This is a genomic window from Pseudomonas sp. SP16.1 (assembly GCF_052682975.1).
The window spans coordinates 2,692,161-2,708,016 of sequence record NZ_JBQYFZ010000001.1; the positions used below are offsets into that span (position 1 = coordinate 2,692,161).

16 protein-coding genes, 2 tRNA genes and 1 pseudogene are annotated in these 15,856 nt (G+C 66.3%); 11 read left to right on the plus strand and 8 right to left on the minus strand.

Features of this window, described 5'->3' with window-relative positions:
• Window positions 1-161 precede the first annotated feature (161 nt).
• Window positions 162-545: a YidH family protein gene (locus ACUTAF_RS12975; protein ID WP_445580352.1), complete on the plus strand. Its 384-nt coding sequence runs from the start codon at window positions 162-164 to the stop codon at window positions 543-545.
• Window positions 538-831, plus strand: a complete 294-nt coding sequence (locus ACUTAF_RS12980) for a DUF202 domain-containing protein (RefSeq protein WP_445580353.1) — start codon at window positions 538-540, stop codon at window positions 829-831. The genes ACUTAF_RS12975 and ACUTAF_RS12980 overlap by 8 nt, the downstream gene beginning before the upstream one ends.
• Before the next feature lie 257 nt (window positions 832-1,088).
• Here ACUTAF_RS12980 and ACUTAF_RS12985 read toward each other — a convergent pair whose 3' ends face one another.
• On the minus strand, window positions 1,089-3,053 hold the full coding sequence (locus ACUTAF_RS12985; RefSeq protein ID WP_445580354.1) for an alkyl/aryl-sulfatase: 1,965 nt from the start codon (window positions 3,051-3,053) through the stop codon (window positions 1,089-1,091).
• Between the two features lie 311 nt (window positions 3,054-3,364).
• Between ACUTAF_RS12985 and ACUTAF_RS12990 the strand changes: the two genes are divergently transcribed.
• The 8 genes from ACUTAF_RS12990 (at window position 3,365) to tsaA (ending at window position 7,825) form a co-directional block, all read left to right on the plus strand.
• Window positions 3,365-3,441, plus strand: a tRNA-Met gene (locus tag ACUTAF_RS12990).
• Between the two features lie 115 nt (window positions 3,442-3,556).
• A tRNA-Met gene (locus tag ACUTAF_RS12995) sits at window positions 3,557-3,633 on the plus strand.
• Between the two features lie 137 nt (window positions 3,634-3,770).
• The gene (locus tag ACUTAF_RS13000; RefSeq protein ID WP_445580355.1) at window positions 3,771-4,319 is read left to right on the plus strand and encodes a cytochrome b; all 549 of its coding nucleotides are present in this window, start codon (window positions 3,771-3,773) and stop codon (window positions 4,317-4,319) included.
• 96 nt (window positions 4,320-4,415) lie between these two features.
• Window positions 4,416-5,738 (plus strand): 30S ribosomal protein S12 methylthiotransferase RimO, encoded by a 1,323-nt coding sequence (gene rimO, locus ACUTAF_RS13005; RefSeq protein WP_445580356.1) that lies wholly within the window; start codon window positions 4,416-4,418, stop codon window positions 5,736-5,738.
• 24 nt (window positions 5,739-5,762) lie between these two features.
• Complete coding sequence (locus tag ACUTAF_RS13010) at window positions 5,763-6,056, plus strand: hypothetical protein (RefSeq protein WP_445580357.1); 294 nt, start codon at window positions 5,763-5,765, stop codon at window positions 6,054-6,056.
• A gap of 123 nt (window positions 6,057-6,179) precedes the next feature.
• Window positions 6,180-6,890: an rRNA pseudouridine synthase gene (locus tag ACUTAF_RS13015; RefSeq protein WP_445580358.1), complete on the plus strand. Its 711-nt coding sequence runs from the start codon at window positions 6,180-6,182 to the stop codon at window positions 6,888-6,890.
• 42 nt (window positions 6,891-6,932) lie between these two features.
• On the plus strand, window positions 6,933-7,124 hold the full coding sequence (locus tag ACUTAF_RS13020) for a hypothetical protein (protein ID WP_445580359.1): 192 nt from the start codon (window positions 6,933-6,935) through the stop codon (window positions 7,122-7,124).
• On the plus strand, window positions 7,121-7,825 hold the full coding sequence (tsaA, locus tag ACUTAF_RS13025) for a tRNA (N6-threonylcarbamoyladenosine(37)-N6)-methyltransferase TrmO (RefSeq protein WP_445580360.1): 705 nt from the start codon (window positions 7,121-7,123) through the stop codon (window positions 7,823-7,825). Before ACUTAF_RS13020 ends, tsaA begins: the two co-directional genes overlap by 4 nt.
• 139 nt (window positions 7,826-7,964) lie before the next feature.
• On the opposite strand, the gene ACUTAF_RS13030 is transcribed toward tsaA, so the two are convergent.
• Window positions 7,965-8,267: a putative quinol monooxygenase gene (locus ACUTAF_RS13030; RefSeq protein WP_445580361.1), complete on the minus strand. Its 303-nt coding sequence runs from the start codon at window positions 8,265-8,267 to the stop codon at window positions 7,965-7,967.
• A 61-nt stretch (window positions 8,268-8,328) separates the two neighbouring features.
• Between ACUTAF_RS13030 and ACUTAF_RS13035 the strand changes: the two genes are divergently transcribed.
• Window positions 8,329-8,739, plus strand: coding sequence for a VOC family protein (locus ACUTAF_RS13035; RefSeq protein WP_445580362.1), 411 nt, complete (start codon window positions 8,329-8,331; stop codon window positions 8,737-8,739).
• Between the two features lie 98 nt (window positions 8,740-8,837).
• On the opposite strand, the gene ACUTAF_RS13040 is transcribed toward ACUTAF_RS13035, so the two are convergent.
• The 6 genes and pseudogenes from ACUTAF_RS13040 to hppD form a co-directional block, all read right to left on the minus strand.
• Window positions 8,838-9,710, minus strand: a complete 873-nt coding sequence (locus ACUTAF_RS13040; protein WP_445582441.1) for a methyl-accepting chemotaxis protein — start codon at window positions 9,708-9,710, stop codon at window positions 8,838-8,840.
• Window positions 9,696-10,790: pseudogene (locus ACUTAF_RS13045) on the minus strand (HAMP domain-containing protein); the annotation flags it as partial. The pseudogene ACUTAF_RS13045 and the gene ACUTAF_RS13040, both read right to left, overlap by 15 nt.
• 401 nt (window positions 10,791-11,191) lie before the next feature.
• Entirely contained in the window at window positions 11,192-12,652 is a 1,461-nt protein-coding gene (locus ACUTAF_RS13050) for a sodium-dependent transporter (protein WP_445580363.1), read from the minus strand.
• A 121-nt stretch (window positions 12,653-12,773) separates the two neighbouring features.
• Window positions 12,774-13,424: a maleylacetoacetate isomerase gene (gene maiA, locus ACUTAF_RS13055; RefSeq protein WP_445580364.1), complete on the minus strand. Its 651-nt coding sequence runs from the start codon at window positions 13,422-13,424 to the stop codon at window positions 12,774-12,776.
• A gap of 90 nt (window positions 13,425-13,514) precedes the next feature.
• Window positions 13,515-14,498: a fumarylacetoacetate hydrolase family protein gene (locus ACUTAF_RS13060; protein WP_445580365.1), complete on the minus strand. Its 984-nt coding sequence runs from the start codon at window positions 14,496-14,498 to the stop codon at window positions 13,515-13,517.
• Between the two features lie 111 nt (window positions 14,499-14,609).
• On the minus strand, window positions 14,610-15,695 hold the full coding sequence (gene hppD / locus ACUTAF_RS13065; RefSeq protein WP_445580366.1) for a 4-hydroxyphenylpyruvate dioxygenase: 1,086 nt from the start codon (window positions 15,693-15,695) through the stop codon (window positions 14,610-14,612).
• Window positions 15,696-15,856: the final 161 nt, after the last annotated feature.

Sequence of the window (15,856 nt, forward strand, 5' to 3'; positions counted from 1 at the left end):
CCGGGCGGCGATCCGCTTTAGCCCACCAACCAGCGTGGGCTAAAGCCCACCCTACGGGACTTTGCCAACACGTAACGCAGACATAGCCGATAAATTCGCGCCTACAGGCGCCTTCCTCCGCCCCTCGCCCTGCAATCAGCCTCCGATCTTTCCGGTGCCCCATGACCCCTCCTCCCGTCCGCAAACCCTTGGCGCAAGCGCTGCTCGGCGGCGAAGAGCCCGACCCGCGCTTCACCCTGGCCAACGAACGCACCTTCCTCGCCTGGGCCCGCACCGCGCTGGCCCTGCTCGGCGGCGGTATCGCCGTGGAAACCTTCGCCGGCCAGGCCTTCGCACCCTGGCTGCGGCTGTCGATCACCCTCAGCCTGCTGGCGCTGAGCCTGCTGCTCAGTCTCGGCGCCTGCCTGCGCTGGCTGGCGGTGGAGCATGCCCTGCGCCACCGCAGCGCCCTGCCCCTGCCCGTACTGGTGCCGGCGCTGGCGATCGGCGGCGGCCTGGCGGCGTTGTTGCTGCTGGTGCTGTTCGGATGGCACGGGCATGGCTGATGCGGGGCTGCAGGCCGAACGCACCGAGCTGGCCTGGCGCCGTACCCAACTGTCGCTGCTGGTGGTCGCCTGCCTGGCGCTGCGCGGCGCACAGCCGGCACTGATGCTGCTGGCGCTGGCAACCGCCCTGGTGCTCTGGGCCGGGCAGCGCAGGCGCTATCGCCACAGCCTGGCGATGCTCGACGCGGAACGCGGCCGGGCCAGGATCGCCATGGTGCTGGGCGTCGGCCTGGTGCAGGTGAGTCTGTGCGTGCTGGCGATAGAAGCGGCCCTGGCAGGCCGCTGAAAGGCAGGCGCGACGCCCCTGGCGGGGGCGCCACGTACGGCTCAGAACCTTTTCAAAGTCTGCTGCGCGTCGGCACTGCTGCGTTAAAAACAGGCTCGGCAAGCCGCTTGCGGCTAACGCACTTTTAGTGCGGCCCCGAAGGGGCGAGCGGAGCGAGTAATGCTCATGTACGAAAGAACACTCCGCTTCCTCGCCTGTTTTTGCGGGGCCGCCATCGGTATTGCATTGCTCTAGCTCGCGAGCCTTTGAACAGGCTCTCAGGGGGTGACCAGATTGAAGTTCGACTTCGGCTGTTCCAGTCCGCCCAGCAGCTTGAACAGCTTCTGCCGCTCGCCGCTGACGACGATGGCGCCGTCTTTCGTCGCCTGGGCAAAGCTGGTCTGCTTGAGGGCGATGCTATCGAGCAGCGCCTTGCTCATGCTCAGTTCGATATCCGCCTGGGCATGGCGCGCGCCGCTGCGGTGGGTGAGCACGCCATGGCGCAGGGTCAGGGCATGCTCCTGCTCCAGGTCGGTGAAGCGCCAGTTGATCTGCAGGTCCTCGTCGGCTGCCTTGAGCGCATCGATGCGCACCGCCAGGTAGTCGAAGAACATGCTCGGGGTCAGCGCCCGCACCATGTCCGGCGCGCCGTTGCCCGCTCGCTGGGGATTGACGCCCTGGCGCAGTTCCTGGGCGCCGCTGAGGTAGATGTTGCGCCAGGTGGCGTTCTCGCTCTGGTAGCCGAGCTGCTCCAGGGTGTCGGCCTGCAGTTCCAGGGCGGCGCGGTTGTCCGGCTCGGCGAACACCAGGTGATTGAGCAGTTGCGCGCTCCAGCGGTAGTCGCCGGCGGCGAAGGCCTGGCGGGCGGTTTCCAGCACCGCCTCGGCGCCGCCCATGGCGGCCACGTAGCGCCGGCCAGCGGCCTCGGGCGGCAGCGGGTCGAGATTGGCAGGGTTGCCGTCGTAGAAGCCCATGTAGCGCTGGTACACGGCGCGCACGTTGTGGCTCAGCGAGCCGTAGTAATCGCGGCTGTACCACTTGCGCGCCAGGCGCGGCGGCAGGCTCTGCAGCTGCTCGGCGATCTCGGTGGAAGTCAGCCCCTGGTTGATCAGGCGCAGCGTCTGACTGTCGAGAAAGGCGTACATGTCGCGCTGGTCGGCCAGGTACTCGCGAATCTTTTCGCCGCCCCAGGTCGGCCAGTGGTGCTGGGCGAACAGCACTTCGGCCTCGTCGCCATAGCGCGCCAGCGACTCGCCCAGGTAGTGCGACCAGATCTTCGGATCGCGCACCAGCGCGCCGCGCAGGGTCAGCACGTTGTGCTGGGTGTGGGTGGCGTTCTCGGCCATGCACAGGGTCTTGAACTGCGGGAAGTACAGGTTCATCTCCGCCGGCGCCTCGGTGCCGGGGGTGAGCTGGAACTCGATCTCGACGCCGTCGATGCGGCGGGTCTCCAGCGGCTGGGCGATCAGCTCGCTGGGCGCGATCAGGGTCACCGTAGCATTGACCGGGGTGCTCTTGCCCAGGCCGGCATCCACCTGGCCGCGCTCGCCGCGCGGCAGCAGCGAGCCGTACATGTACTGCGCGCGGCGCATCATCGCCGGCCCGGCCAGTACGTTCTCGCTGACCGCATGCTCGTAGAAGCCCTCAGGCGCGATAACCCGCACCTTGCCAGCCTTGACGTCGGCCTCGTCGATCAGCCCGCGCACGCCGCCGAAATGGTCGACGTGCGAATGGCTGTAGATCACCGCCCGCACCGGCTTGCGCGGGCGGTGCCGGTAATACAGCTCGAGCCCGGCGCGGGCGGTCTCGGCACTGATCAGCGGGTCGATCAGGATCAGCCCGCTGTCGCCCTCGATGATGGTCATGTTGGACAGGTCCATGCCGCGAATCTGGTAGATGCGTTCGCGCACCTCGAACAGGCCGGCGATGTTGTTCAGCTGCGCCATGCGCCACAGGCTGGGGTTGACGCTGGCCGGCGCAGCGTTGCCGTCGAGGAAGTTGTAGGCCATGCGGTCCCACACCACCTGGCCCTTGGCGCTCTCGACGCGGCCGGCGAAGGCTTCGATCAGGCCGCGCCGGGCATCCTCGAAGCTGGTCTGGTCCTCGAACGGCAGGCGTTGCAGCCAGGCCTGGTTGAGCGCACGCGTGCTGTCGCTGGCGGCTTTGGGGGCGGCTGGGTCGGCAAGGGCCGCGCCGGAGAAGGCGAGCGCCAGGGCGAGGGCGCTGAGGCGGAAAGTGGCCATGAAAAGTCTCGTGCTGTTCTTGTTGGAGTGGACGCATGCGTCGATCGCCGCTCGACTCTAGGGACAGGGCCTCGTCGGCGCCAATATCAGAGACGGATAACGCCCATAGCAGGTTGCAATGGCTACCGGCGCAACGCGCGGGCGATTGCATGCCGCAAGCCGGCGCCCGGCGGCCGCCCTGCCCCGGATCTTGCGGCCTGCAGCGCCTCTACCCAACGGGCGTTTAACGCTAAGCATCTGAGCGTAAAACAATTTTCTTCGCCACAATGGTTGACAGAAAAGTTTCGGCCAGTAGAATGCCGACCCACAGACGCGGGATGGAGCAGTCTGGTAGCTCGTCGGGCTCATAACCCGAAGGTCGTAGGTTCAAATCCTGCTCCCGCAACCAGCTTCACAAAAAGGCCACTCAAGCGAGTGGCCTTTTTGCTTTGGCATAAATTAATAAATTCGATCAAATCAAATAAATCGATTGACAACATTTTATGCAGGCGTAGAATTGCCGACGCGGGATGGAGCAGTCTGGTAGCTCGTCGGGCTCATAACCCGAAGGTCGTAGGTTCAAATCCTGCTCCCGCAACCACCTTCAGAAAAAGGCCACTCGATCGAGTGGCCTTTTTCGTTTCCGCCGTTGACCTTCCTCAGCTTCCCTTAAGCCTGCCAGGCCTAAGCTTGTCGGACCTGCCAGCAGAGGCAGGTTATCGACCGAGGAAAGCCCGCATGAACTGGAAGAATACCCCGTCCCGCTATGGAAGCCTGTCCATCGGCCTGCACTGGCTGATGCTGATCCTGATAGCCGCCGTCTACGCCTGCATCGAACTTAAGGGCAATTTCCCTAAGGGCAGCGACACCCGCGAACTGCTCAAGCAATGGCACTTCATGCTCGGTCTGAGCGTCTTTGCGCTGGTCTGGCTGCGTATGCTAGCCCGCGTGATTGCCCCGACGCCGCGGATCGAGCCGGCACTGCCCAGCTGGCAAGCCATCCCCGCGAAGCTGATGCACGTCGCCCTGTACGCCCTGATGATCGGCGCGCCCCTGGCCGGCTGGCTGATCCTCAGCGCGGCCGGCAAGCCGATCCCCTTCTTCGGCCTGGAGCTGCCGGCGCTGGTCGGTCCGAACAAGGCACTGACCGGGCAGCTCAAGGAACTGCACGAACTGACTGGCATCGCCGGCTACTGGCTGATCGGCCTGCACGCCGCGGCCGGCCTGCTGCACCACTATATAAGTGGCGACAACACCCTGGTCCGCATGCTGCCGGGGCGCAATTGAGGTGACGACGCCTCTGGTCAAGCGCCCGAACCACCGCTAGAATTGCGCACTTTTTGATCAGAGGCGCCGCCCAGGCGCCCATCGAGGTTAGCCCGCATGTCCACCGCCACGCCCAAAGTCGGCTTCGTTTCCCTGGGTTGCCCCAAGGCCACCGTCGACTCCGAACGCATCCTGACCCAGCTGCGCATGGAAGGTTACGAGATCGTGCCGACCTATCAGGATGCCGACGTGGTGGTGGTCAACACCTGCGGCTTCATCGACAGCGCCAAGGCCGAATCACTGGACGCCATCGGCGAAGCGCTGGCCGAGAACGGCAAGGTGATCGTCACCGGCTGCATGGGCGTGGCCGAAGACAGTATCCGCGACGTGCACCCCAGCGTGCTGGCCGTCACCGGCCCGCAGCAGTACGAGCAGGTGGTCAGCGCCGTGCACGAGGTGATTCCGCCGAAGGCGGAGCACAACCCGCTGATCGACCTGGTGCCGCCGCAGGGCATCAAGCTCACCCCGCGCCATTACGCCTACCTGAAGATTTCCGAAGGCTGCAACCACAGCTGCAGCTTCTGCATCATCCCGTCCATGCGCGGCAAGCTGGTCAGCCGCCCGGTCGGCGACGTGCTCAGCGAGGCCGAGCGCCTGGTCAAGGCCGGCGTCAAGGAGTTGCTGGTGATCAGCCAGGACACCAGCGCCTACGGCGTCGACCTCAAGTACAAGCTGGACTTCTGGAACGGCCAGCCGGTGAAGACGCGCATGCTCGAGCTGTGCGAGGCGTTGTCGTCGATGGGCGTGTGGGTGCGCCTGCACTACGTCTACCCCTACCCCAACGTCGACGACGTGATCCCGCTGATGGCCGCCGGCAAGCTGCTGCCCTACCTGGACATCCCCTTTCAGCACGCCAGCCCGAAGGTGCTCAAGGCCATGAAGCGCCCGGCCTTCGAAGACAAGACCCTGGCGCGTATCAAGCAATGGCGCGAGATCTGCCCGCAGCTGACCATCCGCTCCACCTTCATAGTCGGCTTCCCCGGCGAGACCGAGGAAGACTTCCAGTACCTGCTCGACTGGCTGACCGAGGCCCAGCTCGACCGCGTCGGCTGCTTCCAGTACAGCCCGGTCGACGGCGCACCGGCCAACGACATGGACCTTGCGCCTGTACCGGACGAGGTGAAGCAGCAGCGCTGGGAGCGCTTCATGGCGCATCAGCAGGCGATCAGCGCCGCCCGCCTGCAGGCCAAGATCGGCCTGGAGATGGACGTACTGGTCGACGAAGTGGACGACGAAGGCGCCGTGGCCCGCTCCTGGGCCGACGCCCCGGAAATCGACGGTAGCGTGTTCATCGACTCGACCAAGGTGATACCGGGCGACAAGGTGCGTGTGCGCATCGTCGACGCCGATGAGTACGACATGTGGGGCGAGCTGGTCTGACCCGCACGCGCCCAAGGGCAGACGATGACCATCCGCGAATCCGACTGGAAGACCTTCAAGAAGCTCAGGGCCACGGCCCTCGAGCGCTTCTCCCAGCGCGTCCTCGACGAAAGTCAGGCAATCCGCGGCAATTCGGCCCTGAGCGCCCATGACAGATATGGCGAGCTGTACCGCCTGATTCACCAACGCGACAGGGAGATGGCCATGGCCTTCGATGGCTCGAGCCGCTCGAGGGCCTATCTGCAACTGAGCCTGATGCAGGATCTGGAGTTGCTGACCCAGGAGGAACTGGCGGAACTCAGCGAGGATTTTCGCTGAACGCCCTGAAATGCATAACGCCGAGAGCCAGGCAGGTGCGCCACCTCCCGATCAACCGAGGCCGTCGCCAGGGCTGGTAAACGGCTAGAATGCCCGCCCGTTCCCCCAAGCCAGAGTCTTCCCATGAGCGAGCCCACCCGTCTGTCCAAGCGCGTCATCGAACTGCTGGGCTGCTCGCGCAGCGAAGCCGAGCAGTACATCACCGGCGGCTGGGTCAGCGTCGATGGCCAGGTGATCGAGGCGCCGCAATTCAAGGTGACCGACCAGCGCATCGAACTGCATCCCCAGGCCAGTCTCGAACCGGTTCAGCCGGTGACTCTGCTGCTGCATGCTCCGGCCCACGCCAGCGGCGACGACCTGCAGCGCCTGCTTACCGGCGACAGCCACTGGGCGGACGACCCTTACAGCCAGCGCATCCTCCATGGCCACTTCATGCGTCAACAGCAGAGCCTGCCCCTGCAGGAAGGCGCCAGCGGCCTGGTGGTGCTCAGCCAGGACTGGCGCGCCCAGCGCAAGCTGCGCGAGGACGGCCACAGGCTGGAACAGGAATACCTGGTGGAAGTCCGCGGCGAGATGGCGGCCAACGGCCTGGATCGCCTGAAGAAGGGCCTGCAGCACAAGGGCCTGCAGTTTCCGCCATGCAAGGCCAGCTGGCAGAGCGAACAGCGCCTGCGCTTCGCCCTGAAGAACCCGCACCTGCAGCAGCTGCGCCAGATGTGCGCGGCGCTGGGCCTGACCATTGTGAGCATGAAACGTATCCGCGTCGGCGGCGTGCCCATGGCCAAGCTGCCGCTCGGGCAATGGCGCTACCTGGGCGACAAGGAACGATTCTGAGGCGTGTTAGGCTGTGCCCGTCACGCCCTGGAGACCACCGTCATGCGTACCCTGCTGCTAACCGCCCTGCTCGCCCTGAGCGCTTCCGGCTTCGCCGCACCGGCGCCCTTCTTTCTCTGGCAGAGCAAGGCCGACGGCCATCTGAGCTGTGCCCAGGTCAGCCCCGGCGAGGGCTGGATTCGCTTCGCCGGGCCCTTCCGCGATGCCGGCTGCCGGGTGATCGCCACGCCATGAAGCACAGCGTCAGCCCGATCGGTTTCGTTCGCTCCTGCTTCAAGGAAAAGTTCGCTATCCCCCGCCAGCCGCAGCTGGCGCCGGCTGCCCGCGGCGTGCTGGAGCTGCTGCCGCCGTTCGATCAGGGCGAGGCGGTGCAGGGGCTGGAACGGGTCAGCCATGTCTGGCTGCTGTTCCTCTTTCATCAGGCGCTGGAGGAAAAACCGCGCCTGAGGGTGCGCCCGCCACGCCTGGGCGGCAACCAGGCGGTGGGTGTGTTCAGCACCCGTGCCACCCATCGACCCAACGGCATCGGCCAGTCGGTGGTGCGCCTGGAGCGGGTCGAGCCCGGCCGTCTATATCTGTCGGGAATCGATCTGCTCGACGGCACCCCGGTGCTCGATATCAAGCCCTACGTGCCCTACGCCGACTGCGTGGCGGACGCGCGCAACACCATGGCCGACGGGGCGCCGGCACTGGTCCCGGTGACCTGGCAGGATGAGGCGCGGCAGCAGGCCGAGGCCCATGCGCTGCGCCTGGGCGAGCCGCTGGTCGAGCTGATCGAGCAGTGCCTGGCACAGGACCCGCGCCCGGCCTATCAGCAGCCGCAGCCCGAACGCCGCTACGGCGCGCGCTTCTGGGATCTAGACGTGCACTGGCATTACCCCGAGCCGGGGTGCATTCGCGTGCTGGATGTGCAGCGGGTCGCCGGCGCGGCCTGAGGCCGCGGGCGCGACGCGTACCGGCGCGCCGGCCTGATGCCCTGGCGCCGGCCGGCTCAACAGGCTGTTCGGCACCCAAGCGCTGGTGCGCGCGCCGCACGCCACGCAGTCCGGCGCACTGCTGGCGAACGCGCGCCCTTCAGCGGACGGGGTTGAGTGCCAGCAGGTCGGCTTCGATGACGTCCTGACGCTCGATCAGCGGTTCGACCAACGGCCGGCTGGCGAGGAAATGCGGCGTGCGCATATGCGCCTCGAAGGCCGCCTCGTCAACGTAGACCTCGTAAAGCCAGACCAGATCCGCATCGCTGCGGTCACGCAGCACGTCGAAGGTCAGGCAGCCCGGTTCGTCACGCACCGAGGCGGCGGCATTGACGCGCATGGCGTCCATGAAGGCAGCGAAGCCACCCGGCTTGAGACGGGTCTTGAGCAGCAGGCTGTACACGGAACACTCCTTTATGTCTTATATTGGAATGTGAATTGTATACATACTGGAGTGCAAGAACATGCTCGAACGTCCGCCCCGCCTCAACGGCCTGCGTCATCTGGCCCTGCTGGTGCCCAACCTGGAGGAATGCGAGCGCTTCTACGTCGAGGTGCTGGGCATGCAGGTGCTGCACCGCGCCAACCAGGATCTGGTCTACCTGACCTGCGGCAACGACAACCTGTCGCTCGGCCGCGCCTACGCCGAGAGCCATGGCGTGCCGCTGGTCGATCACTATGGTTTCATCGTCGACAGCGTCGAGGAGCTGGACGCCTGGTACCACTACCTCAAGGGCCGTGGGGTAACCCTGCTGGATCGCCCCTTCGATCACGGCGATGGTGCGCGCAGCTTCCATCTGCTCGACCCGGCCGGCAACAAGGTGCAGCCGCTGTACCACCCGGCGCTATCGGGGCAGCGCTTCAGTCAGCGGTAAGCAGTTACCGGCGGTGCATACCGCCCGGGGCGGCGACGCCCGCTTAAATCCCTCCTGAAACCGATGCGCACAGCGCACCCTACGGGGAGCGACACGGCTCAGGTGCGGAACTGCCGCACCAGTTCCTGCAGCTCCACGCCCAGGCGCGCCAGCTCGGCGCTGGAGGCGGCGGTCTGCTCGGTGGCAGTGGCGCTCTGCTCGCCGATGTCGCGCACGCGGGTGACGCTCTCGTTGATCGCCTCGGCCACCGCGCTCTGCTCCTCGGCGGCGGCGGCGATCTGCTGGTTCATCTGCTCGATGGTGCTCACCGCCTGGGTGATGCGGCCCAGGGCGTCGCCCGCCTGGCCGGCCAGCTCGACGGTGCGCCGGGTCAGGTCGCGGCTGCTGTCCATCTGCTCCACGGCGCCCTTGGCCATGCGCTGCAGGCCGGCGATCAGGCTCTCGATCTCCTCGGTGCTGTCCTGCGCACGCTTGGCCAGCGCACGCACCTCGTCGGCGACCACGGCGAAACCGCGGCCCTGCTCGCCGGCGCGGGCGGCCTCGATGGCGGCGTTGAGTGCCAGCAGGTTGGTCTGCTCGGCGACGTTGCGGATCACCTCGAGCACGCTGCCGATGCGCGCGCTCTCCTGATTGAGCGCGGCGATGGCCTCGGCGGACTGCTCCACCTCGCTGGCCAGGCCATCGATCTGATCCACCGCCTGCTGCACCACGCGGTTGCCCTGCTGCGCCTCCTGGTCGGCGTCGCGCGCCGCCAGCGAGGCCTGCTCGGCGTTCTGCGCCACCTCCTGCACGGTGGCGGCCATCTGGTGCATGGCGGTGGCGGTCTGCTCGGTCTCCAGCTTCTGCGTCTGCACCCCGGCGCTGGTCTGCGCGGTGATCGCCGACAGCTGTTCGGCGGCGGCGGCGATCTGTCCCACCCCGCCACCGATGCGGCCGACCAGGTTACGCAGACTGAGGGTCATGTCCTGCATGGCGGCGAACAGCTGGCCGACCTCGTCGCGACGCTGCTGGGCGAAGTCCTGGCTCAGATCGCCCGAGGCGATGCGCTGGGCGAAGCTCACGCTCTGGCGCAGCGGCACGACGATGGAGCGGGTGATCAGCAGCGCGGCGCACAGGCCCAGCACCACCGCCGCGGCGCCCATGCTGCCGAGTATCAGCAGGGCGCGCCGACTGTCGTCGAGCATGCCCTGTTCGGCACCGGCCTGCGCGGCCTCGGCCAGGCCAAGTACCGAGCGGGCGCGCTCGATCATGGCGCTTTCCGTTGCCTGGTTCTGCTCGCGGATCTGCTGGTAGTAGAGGAAGGAGCGCTGGTACAGCGTCAATGCCTGCAGCGCGGTCTCGATCGCGCCCTTCTGCTCGTCGTTGAGCCAGACCATCAGGCTACGGGCCACGCTCTGCAGGTCTTCGCTGACGTACTCCCACTCCTCCAGCGCCTCGGCCGAACCCTCGATGATGTAAAGGCTCTCGTGGCCGCGCAAATCGAGCATGCGCTTGCTCAGACCGGAGGCGGTCTCGGCCAGGGTCAGCGGGTCGCTGCCGCGCAGCTTGTCGCCCTGCAGGCGCATCTCGCGCACCGCGTCATACATGTCCAGCTCGACCACCTCGAACTGATCGCGCGCCTCGGCGGCGGCGTTACGCATGTCCTGACGTGCCTCACGTGCCTTGTCCTGCAACTCGACATAGCTGTCGAACTGTTCGCGATAGTCTGCGGTGGCCTGCTGCATGGTCTGCACACGCCCGCCTTCCGCAGCGGCGGCTTGCGCCATACGCGCCAGCATGTCCTCTACCTTGCTCAGACTGGCACGCACGCGATCGGCGCTATCGCTGCTCCGTTCGATGGCGAAATTGCGCTCCAGCCGACGCGCCTGAAGGATCTCCTGATTGACCTGCGCCAGTTGCCCGGTCTGCTGATGGCCCTGCAGCACCGCCTGCACGGCGAGGAAACCGCTGCCGGTCATTGCCGCAGTGAGCAGCAGCACCAGACCGAAGCCGCAGAACAGTTTCTTGCCGACGGCAAGGTTGGCGAACACACGAGCGGCAGGTTCAAACATAGGACGACTCCAGATTCTTCTTATAGGGTCGCGCCTCGTGAGCGCGGCCTGGCCGATACCCCACGCAACCCTTGTGCCAGGCCTGCCCTAGAACATCGGCAGGCCGTGCAGGGGCTTGAGTGCTGGCAGTTGGCCAAGAGGATACGTTCGACTATAGCCAAGCCTCAGGCGCGGATCGGCAACTATCCGCTTATTGGCGCCGATTATCTGGCGACTTTTCGCCAAGGATGGACGGAGACGGAGGTTCGCAGCCAGGCAGGTCGCACGCGCTCGCTGGTCGCTGCGCACGGCGCACCCTTCGCAGCTGGGCGCCCCACACTCGGCGCCGGCCTGACGCGATGCAAGCCGAAAAAAAGGCGCAGCCCCGTCCGGAGCTGCGCCTTGGCGACCCGCCGGCGGAGTCAGCGACCGGCCAGCACCGGCATCACCCGCGGCCGCAGCGCTTCGCCGGCCAGCGCCAGCAGGCCGATGGCGCCGGCGATCCAGTACCACTGTGCCACCGGGTCGAACAGCAGCCAGCCCAGGGCATGCAGGAACACCACCAGGATCAGCACCGGGCTGACGTAGCGCACCATGAACAGCCACAGCGCGTAGCCGGCCGGCGGCAGGTCCAGTTCGTCGCGCATGATCTCGCCGCGCAGCACATAGCCGGCGAGGATCACCATGAAGATGCCGCCCAACGGCATCATCCAGCGCGAGGTCAGGTAGTCCAGCCAGTCGAAGACGTTCTTGCCCAGCGGTGTCCAGCCGGCCAGCAGGTTGAACGAAAGCATCGCCAGCAGGCTGATGACCAGCAGCACGGAGCCGGCCAGCACCGCCGATTTCAGGCGGCTGATGCCGTGCTTCTCGTTCAGGTAGGCAACGGTCGCCTCGATCATGGAGATCGCCGAGGTCAGCGCGGCGATCGACACCATGGCGAAGAACAGCACGCCGAAGGCGGTGCCCAGCGGCATCTGCTGGAAGGCCAGCGGCAGGCTCATGAAGATCAGCCCAGGCCCTGCGCCCGGGCTCATGCCGTTGGCGAAGATGATCGGGAAGATCGCCAGGCCGGCGAGCAGCGCCACGCAGGTGTCGCAGATCGCCACCAGGAAGGTGGTGCGGGCGATGGACTGGCCGTCGGGAATGTAGGAGCCGTAGGTGAGGATGGCGCCGGAGGCCAGGCTGAGGGTGAAGAAGGCGTGGCCGAGGGCGGCCAGCAGCGCCTCACCGGTGATCTTCGAGGCATCGAAATGAAAGAGGAAGTCGAAGCCGGCCTGGAAGCTGCCGCTGGTCAAGGCGTAACCCACCAGCACGATCAGCATCAGCGCCAGACCCGGCATCATCCAGCGCACGGCGCGCTCGATGCCCTGCTGCACACCCTTGGCGACGATCCACAGGGTCAGCAGCGCCACCAGCACGCTCCAGCCGCCGAGCTGCCAGGGATTGGCGTTGTGCGCCTCGAACACCCCGCCGAGCGCCTCGACGCTGGTGGCGGCCAGCGAGCCGTCGAGCATCTTCCAAGTGTAGGCAAAGGCCCAGCCGGCGACCACCACGTAGAAGCACAGGATCATGAAGCCGGCGAGCATGGCCATGCCGCCGACCGCCTTCCACAGCGGGTTGCCGCCGTTCTCGCGGACCACCCGGCCGATGGCGTCGATGGGGCTGCCGCGGCCGCGGCGGCCGAGGGCGATCTCGGTCATCATCACCGGGATGCCGATGGCCAGGATGCAGGCCAGGTACATCAGCACGAAGGCGCCGCCGCCGTATTCGCCGGTGATGTAGGGGAATTTCCAGATATTGCCCAGGCCGACGGCCGAGCCGGTTGCAGCGAGGATGAAACCCCAGCGCGAGAGCCAGAGGTTCTTCGGTTTTTCACGGGTCATGCGTCACCTGTTTGTTTTTATCTGTGACGAGAATCGGACCCGCCGCGCTTGTGGCGCAGCGGAATGCAAGGCTTTTATCGGGCCGGGTTCGCCTGGGCACGGCAGGCAATGCCAGCCGGGCTCACTGGGCGTCGGGCTGCACCTCCGGCGCGGCCTGTTGGAAGGCCTGCAGGGATTCGCAGCGCGCCGCCAGGGCGAGAATGCGTGGGTACGCGGCAAGGTCACAGTTAAAACGCCGCGCATTATACAGCTGCGGGATCAGGCAGGCTTCCAGATAACCCGGCCGTTCGCCGAGCGACAGGCGCCCGTCGAACGGCGCCAGGCCCTGCTCCACCGCCGCCAGTCCCAGCGCGACCCAGTGCCGGTACCAGGCGTTCTTCGCCTCGTCGGAGGCGCCCAGCTCGGCGGACAGGTACTGCAGCACGCGCAGGTTGTTCAGCGGATGCACATCGCAGGCGATATGCAGCGCCAGCGCCCGTACCTGCGCGCGCTCGGCGGGGTCGGCCGGCAGCAGCGTCGGCACCGGGAAGATCTCCTCGAGGTACTCGAGAATCGCCAGCGACTGGGCGATGCGCACGCCGCCGTTCTCCTCGTCCACCAGCAGCGGCAGCAGCCCCTGCGGATTCAGCGCGCGGTAGTCGGCGCCGTGCTGCTGGCCACCATCCTTGACCAGGTGCACCGGCACCTGCTGGTACGCCAGGCCCTTGAGGTTCAGGGCGATGCGCACGCGGTAGGCGGCGCTGGAGCGCCAGTAGCCGTAGAGTTTCAGCATACCGATGCATCCTGTAGGAGCCAGCTTGCTGGCGATTCGCCTGGCGCAACAACATCGCCGGCAAGCCGGCTCCTACGATCACGCCCCGCATCAGTGCTCATATTTTTCCACCACCTGATCGATGGCGCCGAAGAGGCTCTGGCCGCTGGCGTCGAACATCTCGATACGCACCCGGTCGCCGAACTTGAGAAAGGGCGTTTTCGCCTCGCCCGACTCGACGATTTCCAGCATGCGCTTTTCCGCCAGACAGGAAGAGCCCGCGCTGCGGTCGTAGTTCGACACGGTGCCGGAGCCGATGATGGTGCCGGCGCCCAGCGGCCGGGTCTTGGCTGCGTGGGCGACCAGGGTGGGGAAGTTGAAGGTCATGTCCACGCCGGCGTCAGGCTGGCCGAACAGCGCGCCGTTGATGTGCGACACCAGCGGCCGATGCACCTTGCCGTCCTTCCAGCTCTCGCCCAGCTCGTCCGGGGTGATTGCCACCGGCGAGAAGCTCGACGACGGCTTGCTCTGGTAGAAGCCGAAGCCCTTGGCCAACTCGCCGGGGATCAGGTTGCGCAGGGACACGTCGTTGACCAGCAGCAACAGGCGGATGTGCTCGCCGGCCTCGGCCGGCGTGGCGCCCATCGGCACGTCGTCGGTGATCACCGCCAGCTCGGCTTCCAGGTCGATGCCCCAGGCCTCGTCGGCCAGGCGGATGGGCGCATGCGGCGGAATAAAGCTGTCGGCGCCGCCCTGATACATCAGCGGGTCGTGCCAGAAGGATTCCGGCATCTCGGCGCCACGCGCCTTGCGCACCAGCTCGACGTGGTTGACGTAGGCGCTGCCGTCGGCCCAGTGATAGGCACGCGGCAGCGGGCTGTGGCAGGCAGCTTGGTCGAAGGCGAAGGCGCCCTCCTCCAGCCCGTCGTTGAGACGCTGGTAGACCGCCTCCAGCTTGGGGCGGGCCACGGCCCAGTCGTCCAGGGCGGCCTGCAGGGTGGCGGCGACTTGCGGCACGCGTACGGCGCGGGTCAGGTCGCGGGAGACCACGACGAGAACGCCGTCGCGGCCCTGGTTCAGTGATGCGAGTTTCATGTCCAAACCTCGCAGGGTGTCGCACGGCCGTCCGGGCCGCGCGCACCCTGACAATCGACTATCGGTGCATGGGACGGTGATGCGCGCGGCACACCCCGGGGGTGCGCTGCATCATTGTTCCTCGGAGATCACGCCACGGCGCAGCTGGTCCTCTTCGATGGATTCGAACAGCGCCTTGAAGTTGCCCTCGCCGAAGCCCTGGTTGCCCTTGCGCTGGATGATCTCGAAGAAGATCGGGCCGATCACCGTGTTGGTGAAGATCTGCAGCAGGATGCCGTCGTCGCCCGGCGCGCCGTCGATCAGGATGTTCAGCTCGCGCAGCTGCTCCAGCGGCTCGCCATGGCCGGCGACACGGCTGTCGACCTTCTCGTAATAGGTATCCGGAGTGGTCATGAAATCCACGCCATTGGCGCGCAGTTGGCGCACCGTTGCATAGATATCGTCGGTGCTCAGGGCGATGTGCTGAATGCCCTCGCCGTGGTACTCGCGGATGAATTCCTCGATCTGCGACTTGTCGTCGGCCGACTCGTTGATCGGGATGCGGATCTTGCCGCAGGGCGCGGTCATGGCGCGCGAGAACAGGCCGGTGAGCTTGCCCTCGATGTCGAAGTAGCGGATCTCGCGGAAATTGGCGATGCGCTCGTAGAAGCCGGACCAGACGTCCATCTGCCCGCGACGCACGTTGTGGGTCAGGTGGTCGATGCACTGCAGGCCGACCGCGTTGTCGTTGGCACTGCGGCCTTCGATGTACTCGAAGTCGACGTCGTAGATGGTCTTGTCGCCATAGCGGTCGACCAGATACAGCAGCGAGCCGCCGATGCCTTCGACGCAGGGGATGTTCAACTCGCCGAAGTTGGCGTGGCTGCCCACCAGCTTGGCGCCCTGCTGCTCAACGTAGGCAGCTGCCTGGGCGGCGTTCTTGACCCGGAAGGCCATGGCGCAGGCGCTGGGGCCGTGCTTCTCGGCGAAGGCGCGGACATGGCCGGTGGGGCTGCCATTGAGGACGATGTTGATGTCGTTCTGCTGGAACAGCCACACCTCTTTCGAGCGGTGCTTGGCGGTTTCGGTGAAGCCCATGGCGGTGAACAGCTGGCGCAGCTGCTGGATGCCTTCGTCGTTGGGCGCAGTGAATTCGACGAACTCGAAGCCATCGGTGCCGATGGGGTTGTGCTGCTCGATCTTGGCCACGGCGGTCATTTCGCCTCCTCATTGTTGTTGTGGGTTGCGCCGCAAGGCGCTGCTAGGCCCATGACAACCGAGAGCCCCGTTCCCTCACAAGCGGGGAAGCGCCATGCCCCTGCCCTATCCGCCAGTGCATATGGCAATAAAACCTTACAACCATTGATCCAAGAGGCGGA

Bases quoted from the DNA above. Each gene is read 5' to 3' on its own strand.
- ACUTAF_RS12975 (WP_445580352.1), top strand. From the start codon at position 162: ATGACCCCTCCTCCCGTCCGCAAACCCTTGGCGCAAGCGCTGCTCGGC.
- ACUTAF_RS12980 (WP_445580353.1), top strand. From the start codon at position 538: ATGGCTGATGCGGGGCTGCAGGCCGAACGCACCGAGCTGGCCTGGCGC.
- ACUTAF_RS12985 (WP_445580354.1), bottom strand. From the start codon at position 3,053: ATGGCCACTTTCCGCCTCAGCGCCCTCGCCCTGGCGCTCGCCTTCTCC.
- ACUTAF_RS13000 (WP_445580355.1), top strand. From the start codon at position 3,771: ATGAACTGGAAGAATACCCCGTCCCGCTATGGAAGCCTGTCCATCGGC.
- rimO (WP_445580356.1), top strand. From the start codon at position 4,416: ATGTCCACCGCCACGCCCAAAGTCGGCTTCGTTTCCCTGGGTTGCCCC.
- ACUTAF_RS13010 (WP_445580357.1), top strand. From the start codon at position 5,763: ATGACCATCCGCGAATCCGACTGGAAGACCTTCAAGAAGCTCAGGGCC.
- ACUTAF_RS13015 (WP_445580358.1), top strand. From the start codon at position 6,180: ATGAGCGAGCCCACCCGTCTGTCCAAGCGCGTCATCGAACTGCTGGGC.
- ACUTAF_RS13020 (WP_445580359.1), top strand. From the start codon at position 6,933: ATGCGTACCCTGCTGCTAACCGCCCTGCTCGCCCTGAGCGCTTCCGGC.
- tsaA (WP_445580360.1), top strand. From the start codon at position 7,121: ATGAAGCACAGCGTCAGCCCGATCGGTTTCGTTCGCTCCTGCTTCAAG.
- ACUTAF_RS13035 (WP_445580362.1), top strand. From the start codon at position 8,329: ATGCTCGAACGTCCGCCCCGCCTCAACGGCCTGCGTCATCTGGCCCTG.
- ACUTAF_RS13040 (WP_445582441.1), bottom strand. From the start codon at position 9,710: ATGCAGGACATGACCCTCAGTCTGCGTAACCTGGTCGGCCGCATCGGT.
- ACUTAF_RS13050 (WP_445580363.1), bottom strand. From the start codon at position 12,652: ATGACCCGTGAAAAACCGAAGAACCTCTGGCTCTCGCGCTGGGGTTTC.
- maiA (WP_445580364.1), bottom strand. From the start codon at position 13,424: ATGCTGAAACTCTACGGCTACTGGCGCTCCAGCGCCGCCTACCGCGTG.
- ACUTAF_RS13060 (WP_445580365.1), bottom strand. From the start codon at position 14,498: ATGAAACTCGCATCACTGAACCAGGGCCGCGACGGCGTTCTCGTCGTG.
- hppD (WP_445580366.1), bottom strand. From the start codon at position 15,695: ATGACCGCCGTGGCCAAGATCGAGCAGCACAACCCCATCGGCACCGAT.